At 61.1% G+C, this 17,967-nt stretch carries 15 protein-coding genes and 2 pseudogenes; 14 read left to right on the forward strand and 3 right to left on the reverse strand.

Annotated elements, in window-relative coordinates; all coding sequences use genetic code 11:
- Nucleotides 1–152: 152 nt before the first annotated feature.
- The 12 genes and pseudogenes from FQ755_RS24185 to FQ755_RS24240 all read left to right on the forward strand — a co-directional run.
- A pseudogene (locus FQ755_RS24185) lies at nucleotides 153–308 on the forward strand (SDR family oxidoreductase); the annotation flags it as partial.
- Nucleotides 309–337: 29 nt separating this feature from the next.
- Nucleotides 338–1,351: a LysR family transcriptional regulator gene (locus FQ755_RS24190; protein ID WP_144157545.1), complete on the forward strand. Its 1,014-nt coding sequence runs from the start codon at nucleotides 338–340 to the stop codon at nucleotides 1,349–1,351.
- Between the two features lie 66 nt (nucleotides 1,352–1,417).
- Complete coding sequence (locus tag FQ755_RS24195; protein ID WP_144157546.1) at nucleotides 1,418–2,203, forward strand: SDR family oxidoreductase; 786 nt, start codon at nucleotides 1,418–1,420, stop codon at nucleotides 2,201–2,203.
- 250 nt (nucleotides 2,204–2,453) lie between these two features.
- Nucleotides 2,454–3,623: a porin gene (locus FQ755_RS24200; RefSeq protein WP_144157547.1), complete on the forward strand. Its 1,170-nt coding sequence runs from the start codon at nucleotides 2,454–2,456 to the stop codon at nucleotides 3,621–3,623.
- 410 nt (nucleotides 3,624–4,033) lie between these two features.
- Nucleotides 4,034–4,597 (forward strand): (2Fe-2S)-binding protein, encoded by a 564-nt coding sequence (locus FQ755_RS24205; RefSeq protein WP_144157548.1) that lies wholly within the window; start codon nucleotides 4,034–4,036, stop codon nucleotides 4,595–4,597.
- A 10-nt stretch (nucleotides 4,598–4,607) separates the two neighbouring features.
- Nucleotides 4,608–5,612 carry an FAD binding domain-containing protein gene (locus tag FQ755_RS24210; RefSeq protein WP_144157549.1) on the forward strand — a complete coding sequence of 335 codons (1,005 nt, stop codon included), beginning with the start codon at nucleotides 4,608–4,610 and terminating at the stop codon, nucleotides 5,610–5,612.
- Between the two features lie 30 nt (nucleotides 5,613–5,642).
- Nucleotides 5,643–7,877, forward strand: a complete 2,235-nt coding sequence (locus FQ755_RS24215) for a xanthine dehydrogenase family protein molybdopterin-binding subunit (protein WP_144157550.1) — start codon at nucleotides 5,643–5,645, stop codon at nucleotides 7,875–7,877.
- A gap of 291 nt (nucleotides 7,878–8,168) precedes the next feature.
- Nucleotides 8,169–8,297, forward strand: a pseudogene (locus FQ755_RS38295) (NADP-dependent oxidoreductase); the annotation flags it as partial.
- Between the two features lie 44 nt (nucleotides 8,298–8,341).
- Nucleotides 8,342–9,469, forward strand: coding sequence for a cytochrome c oxidase subunit II (gene coxB / locus FQ755_RS24225; protein ID WP_260858836.1), 1,128 nt, complete (start codon nucleotides 8,342–8,344; stop codon nucleotides 9,467–9,469).
- Nucleotides 9,470–9,562: 93 nt separating this feature from the next.
- Complete coding sequence (ctaD, locus tag FQ755_RS24230) at nucleotides 9,563–11,551, forward strand: cytochrome c oxidase subunit I (protein WP_260858842.1); 1,989 nt, start codon at nucleotides 9,563–9,565, stop codon at nucleotides 11,549–11,551.
- A 1-nt stretch (nucleotide 11,552) separates the two neighbouring features.
- The gene (locus tag FQ755_RS24235) at nucleotides 11,553–12,167 is read left to right on the forward strand and encodes a heme-copper oxidase subunit III (RefSeq protein WP_144157553.1); all 615 of its coding nucleotides are present in this window, start codon (nucleotides 11,553–11,555) and stop codon (nucleotides 12,165–12,167) included.
- A 104-nt stretch (nucleotides 12,168–12,271) separates the two neighbouring features.
- The gene (locus FQ755_RS24240) at nucleotides 12,272–13,558 is read left to right on the forward strand and encodes a c-type cytochrome (protein ID WP_260858843.1); all 1,287 of its coding nucleotides are present in this window, start codon (nucleotides 12,272–12,274) and stop codon (nucleotides 13,556–13,558) included.
- Between the two features lie 137 nt (nucleotides 13,559–13,695).
- Here FQ755_RS24240 and FQ755_RS24245 read toward each other — a convergent pair whose 3' ends face one another.
- A complete protein-coding gene (locus FQ755_RS24245; RefSeq protein WP_144157554.1) occupies nucleotides 13,696–14,064 on the reverse strand; it encodes a winged helix-turn-helix transcriptional regulator in 369 nt (122 codons plus the stop codon).
- A gap of 109 nt (nucleotides 14,065–14,173) precedes the next feature.
- On the opposite strand from FQ755_RS24245, the gene FQ755_RS24250 reads away from it, so the two are divergent.
- Together FQ755_RS24250 and FQ755_RS24255 are read left to right on the forward strand one after the other, a co-directional pair.
- On the forward strand, nucleotides 14,174–14,908 hold the full coding sequence (locus tag FQ755_RS24250) for an SDR family NAD(P)-dependent oxidoreductase (RefSeq protein ID WP_144157577.1): 735 nt from the start codon (nucleotides 14,174–14,176) through the stop codon (nucleotides 14,906–14,908).
- Between the two features lie 105 nt (nucleotides 14,909–15,013).
- Complete coding sequence (locus FQ755_RS24255) at nucleotides 15,014–15,340, forward strand: cytochrome b/b6 domain-containing protein (RefSeq protein ID WP_144157555.1); 327 nt, start codon at nucleotides 15,014–15,016, stop codon at nucleotides 15,338–15,340.
- A 265-nt stretch (nucleotides 15,341–15,605) separates the two neighbouring features.
- Here FQ755_RS24255 and FQ755_RS24260 read toward each other — a convergent pair whose 3' ends face one another.
- Together FQ755_RS24260 and FQ755_RS24265 are read right to left on the reverse strand one after the other, a co-directional pair.
- Entirely contained in the window at nucleotides 15,606–16,163 is a 558-nt protein-coding gene (locus tag FQ755_RS24260; protein WP_144157556.1) for a c-type cytochrome, read from the reverse strand.
- Nucleotides 16,164–16,672: 509 nt separating this feature from the next.
- The gene (locus tag FQ755_RS24265) at nucleotides 16,673–17,905 is read right to left on the reverse strand and encodes an NADH:flavin oxidoreductase/NADH oxidase family protein (protein ID WP_144157557.1); all 1,233 of its coding nucleotides are present in this window, start codon (nucleotides 17,903–17,905) and stop codon (nucleotides 16,673–16,675) included.
- Nucleotides 17,906–17,967: the final 62 nt, after the last annotated feature.

Below are 17,967 nucleotides of genomic sequence, written 5' to 3' on the forward strand. Positions count from 1 at the left end.
GCAAGACCTTCGACAGCGCTTGCTCTTTGAACTCGACAGAATACGTTTGTTTCGTCTTCAACCTACACCTCTGATTTCTTCAAATTAAAAAAATTCAGAGGCGACAACTACTATGACACCGGGGGACAGGTAAGCCTGGTGCTGCGAACGATCCTCGCGCTCTGGAGTATTCCCGTCAGCGCACGCCGTGGCCGCGACTTGGGCGGCCAGAGGACGTTGCCGGCGCAGCGCTGTTTCTTGCCAGTCCTCTCGCGAGTTTCGTTACTGGCATCAACCTGATGGTCGATGGCGGCTGGATGGCCGGCTAGACAGTTGCTCCATTGAGGGTCATAGGAACATGAACCAGATCTCTGCCATGCGCATGTTCGCCAAGGTCGCCGAGTCACTGAGCTTCACCACTGCTGCGAAGGAGTTGCGGGTTTCAACCGCGATGGTGACTCGCAGTGTTGCGGCGCTGGAGACATATCTCAATCTGCGACTGCTGAACCGCACCACCCGAAGCGTGACGCTTACCGAGGCGGGGCATGAATACTGGCAGGGCTGCAGGGAGCTTTTACGCCAGCTGGAGACACTCGAAGCAAACGTCTGCTCGGCCGCACGTGAAGCGGGTGGGTCACTCAAGGTGGCGGCGCACGAATCGTTTGCCGCTGCGGAGCTGACCGAGCTGGTCGCCAGGTACCGCGAGGAAGCGCCTCGCGTGGATTTTGAACTCACGGTTTTTGCGTCGACGCAGGACCTCGCGGTAGGCACCTACGACGTGTGCTTTGTTGCTGAGCGGCGGCTGCGCGACTCCACGCTGGTTTGCCGCCCGCTGACCCAGTTCCGGGATGTGATCGTCGCCTCGCCAGCTTATCTCTTCCAAAGAGGGGCACCGACGCGGCCCGCCGACCTTGCCAATCACGACGTATTGTCGACTTCCGAACCGTGCGTTCGTTGCTGGGAATTCGGCGATGCATACGGAGTTCAGCGCATACCGTTACGGCCGGTGTTCATCTCCTCGAATCTGCTGACTTTGATCCGTGCCGCCAAAGCGGGTCTTGGCATCGCGCGTTTGCCCGCTTCGCTGGTCGCGACGGAGTTGCAGGACGGCTCACTCGTGCCGCTCCTTGAGGGGTGTGAACTGGAGAACGGCGAGCGCACGCTTTGGATGCTGTACTCGGGGCATCGCTACATGACGCCGCGAGTGCGTAGCTTCATCGATTTCGCCGTGGCGCACTACCGGCGTGACGTTCCGCATCGGGACGGATTGTCACTGAGGCCAGCCATGCATTCCGCCCATGCTGGTTCTGCGCCTATGAGCACATCGTGGCGGCTGGGAAGCCCGGCGGTGGAACACGTTGCTTCTGATTGACACGACCGGTCGGCAGGCCGGATTTCAACGCAAGCCGGCAGCATTGCCGGACAGAATGGATACGACATGGATCTGGGAATCAAAGACAAAGTCGCACTTGTAACGGGTGCGGGCGGTGGCCTTGGTAGTGCAATTGCGCTAGCCCTTGCGCGCGAAGGGGCGAAGGTTGTGCTGGCGGACATCAACCCCGCGGCGCTGGAATCCGCCGCCGATGCCGTCCGCAAAACTGGCAGCGAAGCAATGACGCTGGAATGGGATCTCGGCGATCTGTCTGTCATCGACTCCCGTGTCGGCGCAATCGAGACGCGATTTGGCGGCGTCGACATCCTCGTGAACAACACCGGCGGACCGCCGCCGACGCCGGCTTCCGGCCAGCCCGCAGATTTATGGGAAAGGCACTTCCGCTCCATGGTGCTCTCGGTGATCGGAATTACCGACCGCGTGCTGCCTGGTATGAAAGAGAAAGGGTGGGGCCGGGTGGTGACGAGTGCGTCGTCGGGTGTGGTCGCCCCAATTCCTGGGCTGGCGATCTCGAATGCCTTGCGCATGTCACTGGTTGGCTGGTCCAAAACCCTTGCTCGGGAGGTCGGTCGTGACGGCATCACCGCGAACCTTGTCGTACCGGGCCGCATTGGCACGGATCGGATTCGCTTCCTCGATGAGGCGAAGGCTGGGCGGGAGGGGCGTACGGTCGAGGAAGTAACGGCGGAGAGTACCGGCTCGATTCCGCTCGGGCGGTATGGGAAGCCTGAAGAGTACGCACAGGCCGTCGCTTTCCTCGCCAGCGAAGCGGCATCGTATGTGACCGGGTCAGTCATGCGAGTGGACGGCGGCCTGATCGTGAGCGTGTAAGAGATGAACCGTATTGCGATACTCAGCTCGCTTCGAATAATTAGGAAAGCGAAATATGTACGAAAGGTGAAGATGCTTTACACAGGTTTGATCGATCGATCTGTGGGGCATCGGCAACGGATTTTGGTCAAAACTGTATTTCAGGTGAGCGTAATTTCGTCCAACTTAGTCTTTCGTTGTCCACGAAGTTTTGGGGCGTCGAAGAAGGTTTGGAAACCCAATCAATCTCTCTTTCAGGGTCGATCGAAACATGAAACAAAAATTGAAGAATGCGCTTTTTGCCTTGACGGCGACCGGTGCCGTTGCCGTTGCCGTGCCGATGCATGCATTTGCGCAGAGTACGGTGACACTCTATGGCGCCATTGACGAAGGCTTGCAGTACACAAGCAATGTCAAGGGTAAGAGCAATATTGAAACGACGTCAGGGCAAGATTCCGGCGATCGCTGGGGCCTTAAGGGAAGCGAAGATCTCGGTGGGGGACTGAAGGCGCTGTTCCAGATTGAGAACGGCTTTAACCTCAACACCGGTAACCTCGAGAATGGCGGCCGGATCTTCGGACGTCAGGCGTACTTGGGCGTTCAGTCAGACAGTTTCGGCACGCTTACTGTCGGCCGCCAATATGATCCTCTGGTTGATCTGCTTGGTCCTCTGACCGCAAACGGAAACTGGGCAGGCAGCCTGCTCTCGCACGTATACGACAACGACAATACCGACAACTCGATCCGGGTGAGCAACTCAGCAAAGTTTGTCAGCAACAAATATGCGGGCTTTACATTTGAAGGCATGTACGCATTCAGCAACCAGGCCGGGGGTTTTGCGGACAACCGTCTGTATGGTTTTGCGGGGCAATACGCAAATGGCCCGGTTACGGTCGTAGGCGCATATCTGCAGGTCAACGGAAGCGACACCACGAATTCTGGCGGAGCTGTTTCTTCTGCCGATACCGATTTCACCGCCCAACGCAATCAGATCTTCGGCGCCGGTATCAACTACCTGCTGACATCCGCCGCCACGGTCGGTTTCATCTACACGCATACGAACCTGACAAATGTCACCGGAAGCGAGTACTTCGGCAATCTGACCAATCCGGCGAGTTCACTCAGGTTCAACAACTTCGAGGTCAATGCAAAGTACCAGTTCACCCCGGCCTTCTATGCCGGCCTGATGTACACGTACACGATGTCTCATTACGACAGCGCGGCTGGTCAGGCTCGACCGCATTGGGGGAACTTCGGCGGAATGGTCGACTATAACCTGACCAAACGCACCGACGTTTATATGCAGCTCGCCTATCAGCGCGCATCGCACACCGATGGCTTCGCGGCTCCGCTCGGTCAGGCCGTTCTCGTGGGTACGGACGCGCCGTCCTCGAGCCTCAATCAGACGGCGGTGCTCGTCTCCTTCCGGCACCTCTTCTGATAGGTGTGCTAATCCCTCCGTCCTGCGGTCCGATGGTGTGGCAGCAGGAGGTTGGGATTCGCGAAGACGTGGTTGCGCGTCCTGCTCATGTAGATTCACGTCGAAGCACGACGTATTGTCTGAGGTGGACGGCCTGTTGTTACGGCTTCGCTGTTGCAACCGGCCACGCCGGGATGCTTGCGACCCCTATCAGGAGCAATCAGAAGCGAATTTGCACGTTTTTTCGGGCGGGAATAGGCGTAAGTTTCTGCGCCTTGCGCGCATCCCTGGCGGATTCTAGCCGTGCACGCCAACGCGAGCGCTCGCGGGAATGAGGTTTGCTTGGCAACTGGCTTGCAGAAACCTCAAAATTCTTCCTTCGAGGCAGCCGTCGAGCAGGGCGATTTGTCCCAACCGTCAGGAGTTCCGTCATGACCGAGCAGTCAGCTCCCATCCGTATTGTCGACCCGACCGTTGGGCCGAAGGTCGAGGTCCCGCAGGCGCAAAGCCATACGCGTGCCACCCAGCCGGTGACCATGCCCGTTGAATTGAAGATAAACGGCAAGCAGTATCCACTCGCGCTCGACCCGCGCACCACGCTGCTCGATGCGCTGCGCGAGCACGTGCTACTGACCGGCACGAAAAAAGGCTGCGACCACGGCCAGTGCGGTGCATGCACCGTGCACGTCAATGGGCGACGCGTGAACGCGTGCCTGTGTTTCGCGGCAAATCACGAAGGCGACGAGATTACGACGATCGAAGGCATCGGCAATTCACAGTCGCTACATGCCATGCAGGCCGCGTTCGTCGAATGCGACGGCTATCAGTGCGGATATTGCACTTCGGGCCAGATCATGTCGGCGGTCGCGTTGCTCGATGAGCCCGTCGGCCCGAGCAACGCCGACGTACGCGAGGCCATGAGTGGCAACCTGTGCCGCTGCGGCGCCTACCAGAACATCGTCGCCGCGATCCAGATCGTGCGCGGCAAGGCCTGAGGAGCGCGCCATGGAACTCTTTCAACTATCCCGCGCCTCCAATGTCGAAGATGCCGTCCGCGTTGGCGCGACCTCCCATACCGCACAACAGGGCGCCGAGGTGCGCTTCCTCGCAGGCGGCACGACGCTGCTCGACCTGATGAAGCTCAATGTCGAAAAGCCCGGCCGCGTGGTCGACATCAGCCGCCTCCCGCTGGGCGCCATCGAAGCGACGGCCGCTGGAGGCGTGGAGATTGGCGCAACCGTGCGCAATGCCGATCTCGCCAATCATCCGCTGATCCGTGGAGCCTATCCGGTGCTCTCCCAAGCGCTGCTTTCGGGTGCCTCCGCGCAGTTGCGCAACATGGCGACGACCGGCGGCAATCTCCTGCAGCGCACGCGCTGCGTCTATTTTCGCGATACGGCCATGCCGTGCAACAAGCGTAACCCCGGTTCGGGTTGCGCCGCGAAGACGGGCTTTAACCGTACACAGGCCATCCTCGGCGTGAGCGATGCTTGCATTGCGTCGAATCCATCGGATATGAACGTAGCGCTGATGGCTCTCGAGGCGTCCGTGCACATCCAGGGTGCGCGCGGCGAACGCAGCGTGCCCATTGACGAGTTTTTTCTGCTGCCGGGCGATACCCCCGAACGCGAGACGGTGCTCGAACCCGGTGACCTGATCACCCACGTAACGCTGCCGCCGCCAGCGCCGGGCGGCCGTTCCTTGTACCTCAAGCTGCGCGACCGGGCGTCTTACGAGTTCGCGCTCGCCTCCGCCGCGGTAATTGTCACCGTGGTAGACGGGAAGGTAAGCCATGCACGTGTGGCGCTGGGCGGCGTGGGCACGAAGCCATGGCGCTCACGAGAGGCGGAAGCCGCGCTCACAGGGGCCGCTCCGGGCTCGGAGGCGTTCCAGCGCGCCGCAGCCGATGCCCTCGCTGATGCGCAGCCGCAATCGGAGAACGGCTTCAAGGTCGAGCTTGCGCAACGCTGCCTCGTGCACGCGCTGACGCTCGTCACGACGCCGGCCTGATCCCGCCCGTCCCCCAAACAGGAAGCAACCATGTCCGACGTTCTCCATTCCGTACACGAAGTCATCGGCCGCGCGCATTCGCGCATCGACGGTCCTGTGAAGGTAAGCGGCGAAGCCACCTATACCTCCGACATCCATTTCCCTGACATGCTGCATGCCGTGCCGGTCTGCAGCGCGATAGCCGCGGGCAAAATCGTCTCTCTGGATTTCGCCACCGCCGGAGCGATGCCTGGGGTGCATGCGGTGCTGCATCGCGGCAACATCGGCCAGTTCTATCGCATTTCCGGCAACTCCATGGATACGGGCTTTGTAGATGAAGCGCGGCCGCCGTTTGAGGACGACGTGATCCGCTACTACGGCCAGTACGTGGCGCTCGTTATCGCCGAGACCTTCGAGGCGGCCAGCGCAGCCGCGGCGGCCGTCCATGTGAGTTATGAAACAGCGCCGCACGACGTGAGCACGACGCTCTCCACCGACGAGGAACTGACGGTGGAAAGCGAGCGCGGGGACGCGGACGCGGCCTTTGCCAGCGCGCTGGTTACCCTCGACGAAACCTACGTGACGCCCGTCGAGACGCACAACCCGATCGAGCTGCACGCAACCGTCGCGCGCCTCGACGCAGATGCGTACACCTTCTATGAGACGTCGCAGGCGGTCTCGAATCATCAGGGGACGCTCATGCAAATGCTAGGCCTTCCGAAGGAAAAAGTGCGCGTAGTGTCGCGCTATCTCGGCTCTGGCTTTGGCGGCAAACTCTGGATGTGGCCACATTCGCTGCTGGCCGCGGCTGCGGCACGCCATACGGGCCGCCCCGTGAAGCTCGTTGTCAGCCGCAAGATGATGTTTCAGAACGTCGGTCACCGGCCGCTCACGCAGCAGCGCGTGCGGTTATCGGCGTCCCAGGATGGGAAGCTGAGTTCGCTCACGCATGAGTACCTGAATCACACGGCAATCGCCGATGTCTACGCCGAAACCTGCGGTGAACTCACTCCCGGTCTCTATAGCGTACCGAACCTGCGCGTCGCGTCGACGACAGTGAAGCGCAATGTGGGCTCGCCCACCGCCATGCGCGGGCCCGGCGCCGTGCCAGGATTGTTCGCCATTGAATCAGCCATGGACGAACTGGCGGTCAAGCTCGGCATCGATCCAGTTGAGCTGCGGATCCGCAACGAGCCGGAGGTGGATGAATCAAGCGGCTTGCCCTTTTCGTCCCGGCACCTCGTCGAATGCCTTCGGACCGGCGCCGAGAAGTTCGGCTGGGCTCAACGCACGCCCGGCGTCGGCTCGATGAAACGCGACGACGGAGTCGTAATTGGCTGGGGCGTGGGCGCGTGCAGCTGGCCCGCCCTGCGCTTTTCGGCGGAGGCGACTGTGGACTTGCGCGACGATGGCACGGCTCGCGTGGTCTCGGGTACACAAGACATTGGCACGGGCACGTATACCATTCTCGCGCAGTTGGTCGCTGCCCAGACGGGCCTGCCGCTCGACCGGATCGAAGTCGGTCTCGGCGACACGGCATTGCCGCTCGGCCCGATCTCGGGAGGATCGGCCGCAACGGCGTCACTCGTGCCGGCGGTGTCGGATGCAGCGCGCGCCGCGGTAAAGGTTTTGCTGACGCGTGCCGCAACGCTAAGCGGCTCTCCCTTTGCCGGTATAAACCCCGACGAACTGCGCATGAGCGATGGCCGGGTATACCGCAAGGACGAGCCGGCGGCGAAAGGCGTGCCGTTCCAGCAGATCCTGTGCGCGGCGAAGATGCGCTCGGCCTCTGGTAGCGGCAGCGCGAAAGGCGGTTTCGACGACCCGCTCAAGAAGAAATATTCGCTCCACTCGTATGGTGCGCACTTTGCCGAAGTGACGTGGCAGCCGGAGATCGCGCAACTGCGCGTGTCGCGTGTGGTGACCGTGATCGATGCCGGCCGCATTCTTAACTTGAAGGCGGGGCGCAACCAGATCGAGGGTGCCGTGGTGATGGGCGTAGGCATGGCGCTCTTCGAGCACACGAGCTACGACTCGCAGTCAGGCGCGCCGATCAACAGTAATCTGGCCGACTACATCATCGCGACGCACGCCGACACGCCTGAACTCGACGTCACTTTCCTCCACCACCCCGACACGATCTTCAATGAGCTTGGCGCCCGGGGTATCGCGGAAATCGGGCTCGCCGGAATCGCACCAGCGATTACTAGCGCGGCGTACCACGCAACGGGCGTGCGGGTGCGCAAGCTGCCGGTGATGATCGAGGATCTGCTTGCGGCGAGATGAGAGTGTCGCATCCCGAACGGGTGCCGCCGGATGGCAATCACCTGTCGTCGCTGTCCGGCCCTAAGGCATCTTCCGCTTGTGCTGTTTTCCAGGTACTCGCACGTCGGCTTGGTCAGGCAGAAGCCGGTCAGCCCCCGCTCGCAATTCTTGCAAAAACCACAGCCGAATATGACGGCTGTGCATGAGACCGAGCAGCACGCATGCCCGGCAACGGCGGAACGACAGCGCTGATATGTGGGCGCCGCGTTTTATATCTCCGCAACCCGACGTTTGCGCCCCGTAGGCGTGGAGGCGGCGTTGACCGCATGGCAAGGGCCCTTCGATCAGGGTGGCCTGGAGGCCGGACAGCCAGTGCTGATCCCTGCCAACGCGGGCGGCGTCGGACACTTCGCCGTGCAGTTCGCGAGACAAGAGCCCGCGGCCCGTTTTTTGCTGTACGGCAGGGTGTCGCACCGACGTAGCGGATGGTTCTGGATGCGTCGGTGGCTGCATTGGAGATCGGGTCGATGCGCACACGCTGGAGCGATGCGGGGGTGAAGAGCGATGCCTTGACGGCAACTGGCGGCGCGACTCGTCTGTGGATCCTGGCGGCTCTAATCGTGCCGGCGGCCGCTCGTGCCCAGCGCTCGGGAGAGCAGCCGGCACCGCTTAATTACTTCCTTCATGCCGCAGGTCCCGCTGCAGCGCCCACCATGCGGCTCGGCTGGACGCTGACCGCCGTAGCGGTCGCCGTATCCACGCTGGTGGGACTACTTCTGGTAGTGGCGATCCTGCGCGGAAGGCCGCCACGCGATCCCGGCACATTGCTACCCGAAGGCGGCGGGCTGGCCTGGATCTACGTCGGCACAGCTATTTCGTCGGTCGTGCTGCTCGCAATGCTCGTGTATGTCCTGATTACGCTCGAAAGCGTCGCATCGCCTGTGCAGCCGCCTTCGCTCACCGTCACAGTTACCGCCTATGACTGGTGGTGGAAGGTGGCCTACGACGATGCGGCCGATCCTGCACTCAATTTCGTCACCGCGAACGAAATTCACATTCCGGTCGGTGAACCGGTAAAGGTAGCACTGCGAAGCGCCGACGTGGTCCACGCGTTCTGGGTGCCGCAACTGGCGGGCAAGACCCAGACCATCCCAGGCCAGACCAACGAGCAGTGGATCGAGGCGGATCACGCCGGTGTTTACCGTGGGCAGTGTTCGCAGTTTTGCGGTGCGCAACATGCACACATGGCATTCGAAGTGGTGGCGCAAAGCCCGGCAGACTTTGCCGCGTGGCGCGCGGCACAAGCTCAGGGACAGGGCGCACAGCCGGCCGGCAGCCCCGACGTTGCAACCGGCAAGCGGGTGTTCGGTGAGCGCTGCGCCGGATGCCACGCCATACGTGGCACCGATGCTCAAGGCACCCAGGCACCCGACCTCACGCATCTGGACTCGCGCCGCCTGATTGCGGCCGGCGCCTTGACCAATACGGCCGCCCATCAGCTCAACTGGATCGAGCATGCGCAACAAATCAAGCCCGATTCGTTAATGCCGGATATCGCGCTCACCGTCGCCGATGCTGCTGCCTTGTCGGCCTATCTGTCCACATTGCATTGAGCGGAGCGCCAGCCGATGGCCGACCCCACAACCCGACCCGCGAGCCGACCCGTCAACGATGCCGCGGTCCCCCTGGTGCCTTTGCAGGCCGACATGCAGCCCCTTTCGCGGCCGCTGAGGGTGGGCCGCATTGCGCCCGGCAGCGAGGAGGCCGAACGTTTGCGGCAAATCTGGGAAGCGCGGCCCGGCTGGCGCGGATGGTTTTCGACGGTCGATCACAAGACCATCGGTCTGCGTTATCTCGTGACGGCGTTTATGTTCCTGTTGGCGGGTGGCGTCGAGGCGCTGATCATGCGCGTGCAGCTTGCGCGACCTGACGCGACGCTACTCACACCAGAGCAGTACAACCAGTTGTTCACGATGCACGGCGTGACAATGATCTTCCTCTACGCGCTGCCCATACTGTCAGGCTTTTCGAACTACCTGTGGCCATTGATTCTCGGTGCACGCGATATGGCGTTTCCACGTCTGAACGCGCTGTCTTACTGGGTATTCGCATTCGCCGGGGTGTTCCTCTACTCGAGCTTTCCGCTTGGCGAGGCGCCGGATGCCGGCTGGTTCAACTACGCGCCTCTCTCGGGGCTCGAATACAACACCGGGCCCAATATCGACGTCTACGCACTCGGTATGGTGCTGCTCGGTATCTCGACAACGGCCGGTTCGGTCAATTTCATCGTCACCCTGTTGCGCATGCGGGCGCCGGGGATGTCGCTTGCGCGGATCCCCGTACTTGCGTGGGGCACGCTGACCGCCTCGGGCGGCAATCTGCTGGCCGTGCCTTCCGTGAGCCTCGCGTTTTTCCTGTTGTGGCTCGACCGTCGCGTCGGTACGCACTTTTTCGATGTCCTTAACGGCGGTCGGCCGCTTCTTTGGCAGCACCTGTTCTGGATTTTCGCGCACCCATGGGTATATGCGGTTGTCCTGCCTGCCATGGGTATCGTCTCCGACGCACTGCCGGTGTTTTGCCGCCGTCCGCTGGTGGGCTACGGACCGGTGGCGATTTCGACGGTGGCGACCATGGCGATCGGTTTCGGTGTCTGGATTCACCATATGTTTGCCACCGGCATCGCCGCGCCGGTGCTTTCAGTGTTCGGCGTTGCGAGTTTCGTGATTGCAGTGCCGAGTGCGGTGGCTACCTTCGCATGGATTGCCACCATCTGGACGGGGCGGCCGGTATTTCGCGTGCCCTTCCTGTTCTTCGCAGGCTTTGTGTTCCTGTTCGTGGTGGGTGGGGTGTCGGGTGTAATGACGGCAGCCGTGCCGTTCGACTGGCAACTCACCGATACCTACTTCGTCGTCGCCCATTTACATTATGTTTTGCTTGGCATCAACGTATTCCCGGTAATCGGCGGTATCTACTTCTGGTTTCCGAAATTCACTGGCCGGATGATGAGCGAGCGACTTGGACGGGCTGGCTTCTGGGTGATGTTTATCGGCTTTAACGTGACTTTTTTCCCGATGCATATCGCCGGTCTGCTCGGCATGCCGCGCCGTATGTACACCTATCCGGCGGATATGGGTTGGAACACCGTCAATCTCATCACATCGATCGGTTCGTTTGTGTTCGCGCTGGGCGTATTGGTCTTCCTCGTCGACCTGTTTTATAGCCTCAAACGCGGGCCGCTGGCGGGCGACAATCCGTGGGATGCACCGACGCTCGAATGGGCCGTCGCCTCGCCTCCGCCGCCATACAACTTCGCGGTAATACCGCAGATCAACAGCCGCCATCCGTTGTGGGAAGAGCGGCTTGAAGCAGCACATGAGCGCGGCGGTGCAGCGCGCCGCGAGCACGACCGTTCGAGGCTCGACGAGGGATTTCTACTGGGTGATGGCCGGGAGGCACTCGGCACGACAGCACTTGAGGCTAGCCCGGATGTGATCCTGAAGATGCCTGAGGATTCCTATACACCCTTCTGGCTCAGCCTCTTCGCGACGCTCGTATTCGTAGGGCTGCTACTGCACGCGGTGTGGTTCACGGCGGCGATGCTCGCGGGTTGCGCAGTATCGATCGTTGTCTGGCTTTGGCCAGAGCGAAGTCTGATCCAACGCGAACCACAGACCGTCAGCGACAGTGGAGATTGATATGAGCGACGCTATACAGCACCACGAGACCGTGCTGCCGGTTGGTAGCGCTGGAGAGCGCTCGGGGGGATGGTGGGGGTGTCTGGCGTTGATTGCCACAGAGGGGTCGCTGTTCGCCTATCTGATCTTTTCATATCTTTACCTCGCGACCCAGCAGGGGCAGAACTGGCCCCCAGAGGGGTTGCCGAAGCTCGGGCTCGGCATCCTCAACACGGCGATTCTGCTTGTCAGCAGCGGTTTCGTCTGGTTCTGCGAACGCTGTGTGAGACGCCGGCGGTTGCGTTGGGGCGTGGCTTCGATGTCGGTAGCGGTGGTGCTGGGCATCGTCTTTATCGGCATTCAGTTGCGCGAGTGGCAAAACCATCCGTACGGGCTGACCGCACAACTCTACAGCTCACTTTATTTCACGATTACGGGCTTTCACATGGCGCACGTGGCGGTGGGCGTCGTGGTACTCGCGTTCCTGCTGATATGGACTGCGCTCGGCTATTTTGATGAGAGGCGTTGCGTCGCCCTGACCATTGGCGGTCTGTACTGGCATTTTGTCGATGCGGTGTGGTTGTTCATCTTCACGACGCTATATCTCACGCCGTATTTTCTGCGGACGGGATCATGAGCAGGGGTGGATGGCGAACCGCCTCGCGCGTTTTTGGCACGCAGCGTCCACGCTGGATCGCTGCCGCCTCGGCGTTGCTCGTCGGTCTGGTCATGACAATGCACATGTCGGGTCGCGCAGGGTCGGCACACGCAGACGCAGACCCGGAAAGTGACTCGAACCCCGTGCTAATCGCGCGCGGTGCCTATCTCGCGAAGGCGGCCGACTGCGCCGGCTGCCACACGGCCGCACCTGTTCCAACGCAGCCCGGCGCCGTACCGAAACTCACGGTGCCGTTTGCGGGTGGTCTGGGTATGAGTTCGCCGTTCGGGACGATCTATTCGTCGAACATTACGCCAGACCCGGTCAACGGCATCGGCCGCTACAGCTATGACGACTTCGCCCAGGCATTGCGCAAAGGCGTCGCCCCTGGCGGCAAGCGTCTTTATCCAGCGATGCCGTTTCCTTCGTTCGCGAAGATCGACGATGACGACCTGCATGCGCTCTACGCGTATTTCATGCATGGCGTAAAGCCGGTCGCGGCGCCGGCTCCGCCAACCCATCTGCCGTTTCCGTTCAGCCAACGTTGGGCGCTGACGTTCTGGGACTGGGCGTTCGTGCCGGACAGGCGTTACGAACTGGCCCCGACGCATGACGCACAGTGGAACCGGGGCGCGTATCTGGTGCAGTCGCTCGGTCATTGCGGCGCTTGCCACACACCACGCGGCCCCGCCTACGAGGAGCGCGGCTATGACGGCGACGCGCATCTTTATCTGACCGGCGGCACTAACGACCACTGGTTTGCGCCCAATCTGACCGGCGACCCCGGTTCAGGTCTCGGAAGAATGAGCGCGCAGGATATTGCTGCGTTTCTCAGGCACGGGCATGGCGCTGGACTCGTGACCTTCGGCAGCATGGTTCAGGTGATCGAGGACAGTACGCAGTACCTGAGCGACGATGACCTTGCAGCGGTTACGGCATATCTGAAGAGCTTGCCTGCCCGCGAACCGGCCGGACATTACGACGGGCAGTCGCGCGCCGCATCACAAACTGCACAGGCCCTCAAGGCTGGCGACGTGGAACGGCCGGGTGCGGGAATTTTCGAAAGCTACTGCGCACGTTGTCATCAGCAGGACGGCAATGGCGTCGCGCAGAAATATCCCCGGCTCGCTGGCAATCCGGCGGTACTCGCGGCGCAGACCACGTCGTTGGTGCGACTGCTGGTTGAAGGCGGGGCGAGTCCGAACACCGAGGACGGGCCGCCGCCGCGCAAAATGCCCGCCTTCGCCGGCAAACTCACCGACGCTGAAATGGCTGCGGTGCTGACGTTCATTCGCAGTACATGGGGTAATGCTGCACCACCCGTCACGACGCGGGAAGTTGGCGCCATCAGGAGCGCAATTCATAAATAGAATTCAAGAAGGCCGCCTGCCATAAGGCCCTCAGGTTCCGCGGTGTTGGACAAGGCGGTCGCCGTCATTTGTCGCGATGCCCGGGAATCACCGCATCCAGTACCTGCTTCGCTGTCTCGATGATCACGTTGCCCTCGCTAAAGCGAACGGTCGCGCTCGGCAAGAGCGTTCACCATCTCTGCCATGTTCTCGGTTCCCCAAGTGCATAGCGGGACGATCTTATCGGCCAGACTACGACCGAGCGGAGTTAACGCGTAGTCCACGCGTGGCGGCACCTCCTTATAGTCGGTCCGCGCCAGCACACGATCGGCCTCCAGTTCCTTCAATTGCTGGATCAGCACTTTGGCGCTGACACCGTGGACATTGCGTTTGAGTTCGCCGTAGCGCTTCGGGCCGTCGAGCAGGAAGTAAAGGATCAACGGCTTCCACTTGCCCGCGATGATGCTGAGGGTGGCGGCGAGCCCGTAGGAGTACCGGCCACCGCATTTTTCAGAGCAGTCGTTCATTTGACAGTTACCAAAAGGTGCATACTTGTACTGAGGTTATCAGAACTGCATACTGGTCTCAAGTAAGCAGTTCGCTGCTTCCCAACCACGCCAAGGAAGGATGCACATGATGACCAGACTGAATGGAAAGACCGCTGTGATCACCGGTGGGGCTACCGGCATCGGCCGGGCCGCAGCAAAACGCTTCATCGAGGAAGGTGCCTTCGTTTTCATCTTCGGCCGCCGGCAGGAGGCGCTCGACGCCGCTGTCGCCGAACTCGGGCCCAATGTCCGCGCGGTGAAAGGCTCGGTCTCCGACGAGGCCGACCTCGACCGACTCTACGCGGCGGTGCAAGCCGAGCGCGGAACACTCGACATCGTGTTTGCCAATGCCGGGGCGGGAAGCATGCTTCCGCTTGGCAAGATCACCGCCGAGCACATCGACGAAACCTTCGACACCAATGTGAAGGGCACGATCTTCACAATCCAGAGGGCGCTGCCGCTGATGAGCGAGGGCGGTTCGATCATCCTGACCGGATCGAGCGCGGGCACCACGGGTGCGCCAGGAATGAGCGCGTACAGCGCGAGCAAGGCGGCCGTGCGCAACCTCGCGCGAACCTGGGCGCAAGATCTCAAGGGCACTGGCATCCGGGTAAATGTGCTGTCGCCAGGCGCGACGGCCACGGAACTCGCGAAGGAGGCGCTGGGCGAGGAAGGTCAGAAGGCCTATGCCTCGATGACGCCACTCCAGCGCATGGCCGATCCGGCGGAGATCGGAGCGGTGGCGGCCTTTCTTGCGTCGCAGGACAGCAGCTTCATGACCGCTAGCGAGGTCGCCGTCGACGGTGGTCTGGCGCAACTCTGACACCAGGCATATACGGATAGCAACTCAGTGCGCCGTGAGCTATCCATCGCAGTCAAGGCGACATGCATCGATGTAGTCCACTGCGAGCGTCGAGTTCCTCCCTGGATGCTCTCTGGGCCTCCGCCCGACGCATTGTCGCCAATATTGAGTGCCGCTTCCCGGATCACCCATTTGCTTCTCTGCGCCGCGCTGGTTATCGTGCCGGTGTTGGGATGGGTCAACGCATCTTCACGTGGCTGGACCGTAAATTTTTTGGGCGTCGTGCCATTCCCCGGCTTGACCTCGACAGGTTCCGCATTCGGACGCGCGATGGGGGACGTCCATCGAGTCCCGGCGTGGGTGCTGTTTGCACTGATCGCGGTACATGTTGCTGCGGCGTTGTTTCATCGCTTAGTGCTTCGCGATCAGGTCATGCATTGGGTCTTGCCGTAATGTCAGCGTTGTTGCGGCACAGGCGGGACACAGATGTTAAGACCTTTGTGATTCTTGCTGGCCAGTTCATGCGGGCCGGAGTGCTGTCTTTGTCAGGCTCACATTCAAGAATGTCTGACGCAACCACGCTGTGAGTCAACACCGGTTGCAGCGGACACCTTTGTCCGCAAGGGGCAGCGGGGCTAGCGGTGCCACGAGCCACGTCGGATACAAAGAAGGGGCGGGGCTCGCGCTGAAAGGATGCCGCCCATTTAACAGGAATCGCTTACGGCTGGGTGTCCGGCTTATCAGCGCTTAGCTTGTCGAAGTCTTGAGGAGAAATGCCGCGTCCTTTGTAGAGGAACGCTGTCAAGTCCCAGATGGTCTGGTCGTCTTGCGTTTTGCCGAACGCGGGCATCGCGGTCATTTTCACGCCGTTTTTGATCACCCAAAACATCATCTGAGGGTTGTTGCGGCGCCTTGCACTTAGCAATTCCGGCGCAATCGGAAAAATGCCCTGGCCAATTGGGCTCAGCGTTTGCCCCGGTGCGCCGTGACACGCCGCACAGGTGCCCCGATAGAGACGGGCGCCGGCTTCGACATTGGCGACGGTCATCAGGTCGGTCGGCACCTTGATACCGGCCGCATGGCGGTGCAGCGACTGCATGTAGGTCTTATGCAGCGCCCAGGCGACAATTGGGTTGTGCCCCGATGCAGCCGATACATCGTACAGGCCCGAATACATCACTCCGAATCCGGCCGCCGCGATCGCCACAACGGCCGAGACAAATGCGCTGAGCGTGGGATGGCGGAGAAGAAAAGAGGAGCCTTTAGCGATGCTCATGTTTGATCACCTGTTGGAAGCGGTATAACTGTCGGCTAGTTTCGAACAACGGATATGCCTTAAAAAGGCGGCGGTTTCCTGCCCCGCAGTTCGCTTCACGTCAAGGTGAATACGCACGCTCTGCCCAGCGCTGCGACAGACATGGCGGTGGGCCCGGACGACTGGACTTGAAGGCGCCCTGTTGGCGTTGATACCGTGCGGACATTATTGGATCGGGTAAATGACAGCACTCTTGCCCGCTGATTACAGATTTGTCATTTACTGGTAACCAGCAGACTTTGGCAGCGTTTGTGATGGGACGACGCATGCTGGCCGTTTGGATCCAGAAGCATGATTTCGGCCGTACTAGCCGCGTGTAGAAACGGGCATTCAGTCGGGACTGTGCCGCGCAAACGTGACGCCCGACTGTCTCTTGCCAGCGGGCAAGCTGTCGGGAAGAGGATCGCACGAACAGTTCCCGACGATGCCGCCCCGCAGTCGAGGGTATCAATGGGCCCAGTCAGACCCGGTCACCTTGCCCGTTGCGCCATCAGGCGTCTGTACTTGCGAGTTCGGCATGCATCGGTTGTTTGCTGCAGTATCAATGCGCGCAGCGGCGACACTTCTGGATCGGTTTTCATGCCCTGGCTTAGCTTGCGCAACTGGAATTTGACGGTGGCCATGTTCGCCAGCGAAGCCAATGTTTTGTTCTTCCAGGTGATCGGGGAAAGTTCAGGAGCGGTGTCTTTTCCACCTTGCCAGGCCCGCGGCAGATCTGGTTCGATCGCGAGAGCGGTGCCCACGCCGACCATGTCCACACCGCTCTTGACCACCTGTTCGGCAACCTGCCGACGGCGGATCCCTCCGGTGACCATGACCGGCATCTTCGCCACCTTCCGGATGTCGCGTGCGAACTCCACGAAATAGGCTTCGCGCGCCAACGTGCGACCGTCACGAGCCTCACCCTGCATGGCTGGCGCTTCGTAGCTGCCGCCGGACAGTTCAACCAGATCGACTTTCAAACCGTTAAGCATTTTGACCACTTGCCTGGCGTCGTCGGCAGTGAAGCCGCCGCGCTGGAAATCGGCTGAGTTCAGCTTGACGGCAACGGAGAATTGCGGAGAAACCACGGCACGGACCGCTTTGACAACTTCCAGTAGCAGACGCGCACGGTTCGCAAGCGTTCCTCCCCATTCATCCGTTCGTCGGTTCGCGAGCGGCGAAAGGAATTGGCTCAACAGGTAGCCATGGGCCGCGTGAATTTCCACGCCCGTGAATCCCGCCCGCTCTGCGAGTTGCGCGGTACGGGCAAATCGCACGATCACGTCGTCGATGATTTCCTGCGTCATGGCGAGCGGCGTATTAAAACGTTTGGACAACTTGCCCAGGTCGAGCGGTATCGCAGAAGGTGCCCATGTCGCCTGGCCAAGATTGGCTTGCATCTGACGGCCTGGATGATTGATCTGCAGCCAGAACTGTGCGCCCCTGGATCGGCCGATCTGCGCCCAGCGCGCGAATTTTGCCAGGTGCGTGTCGTCCTCCAGGACCACGCCGCCCGGTCCCGTCATGGCGCGGCTGTCGACCATCACATTGCCCGTTATCAGCAAGCCGGCGCCGCCGTTGGCCCACGCCTCGTAGAGCCGCATCAATTTCTCTGATGGACCCTGGCTGGCATCCGCCATGTTTTCCTCCATGGCGGCTTTGGCGATACGGTTGGGGATGACCGAACCGTTAGGGAGAGTCAGCTTGTCGAACACGTTCATAGGAACACCTCAATTGATCGTGTTGCAACTCTAAGTTTGAAGTTAAGTTCAAGGTCAAGCAA

It is taken from the genome of Paraburkholderia sp. BCC1885, from assembly GCF_900996235.1.
Lineage (GTDB): Bacteria > Pseudomonadota > Gammaproteobacteria > Burkholderiales > Burkholderiaceae > Paraburkholderia.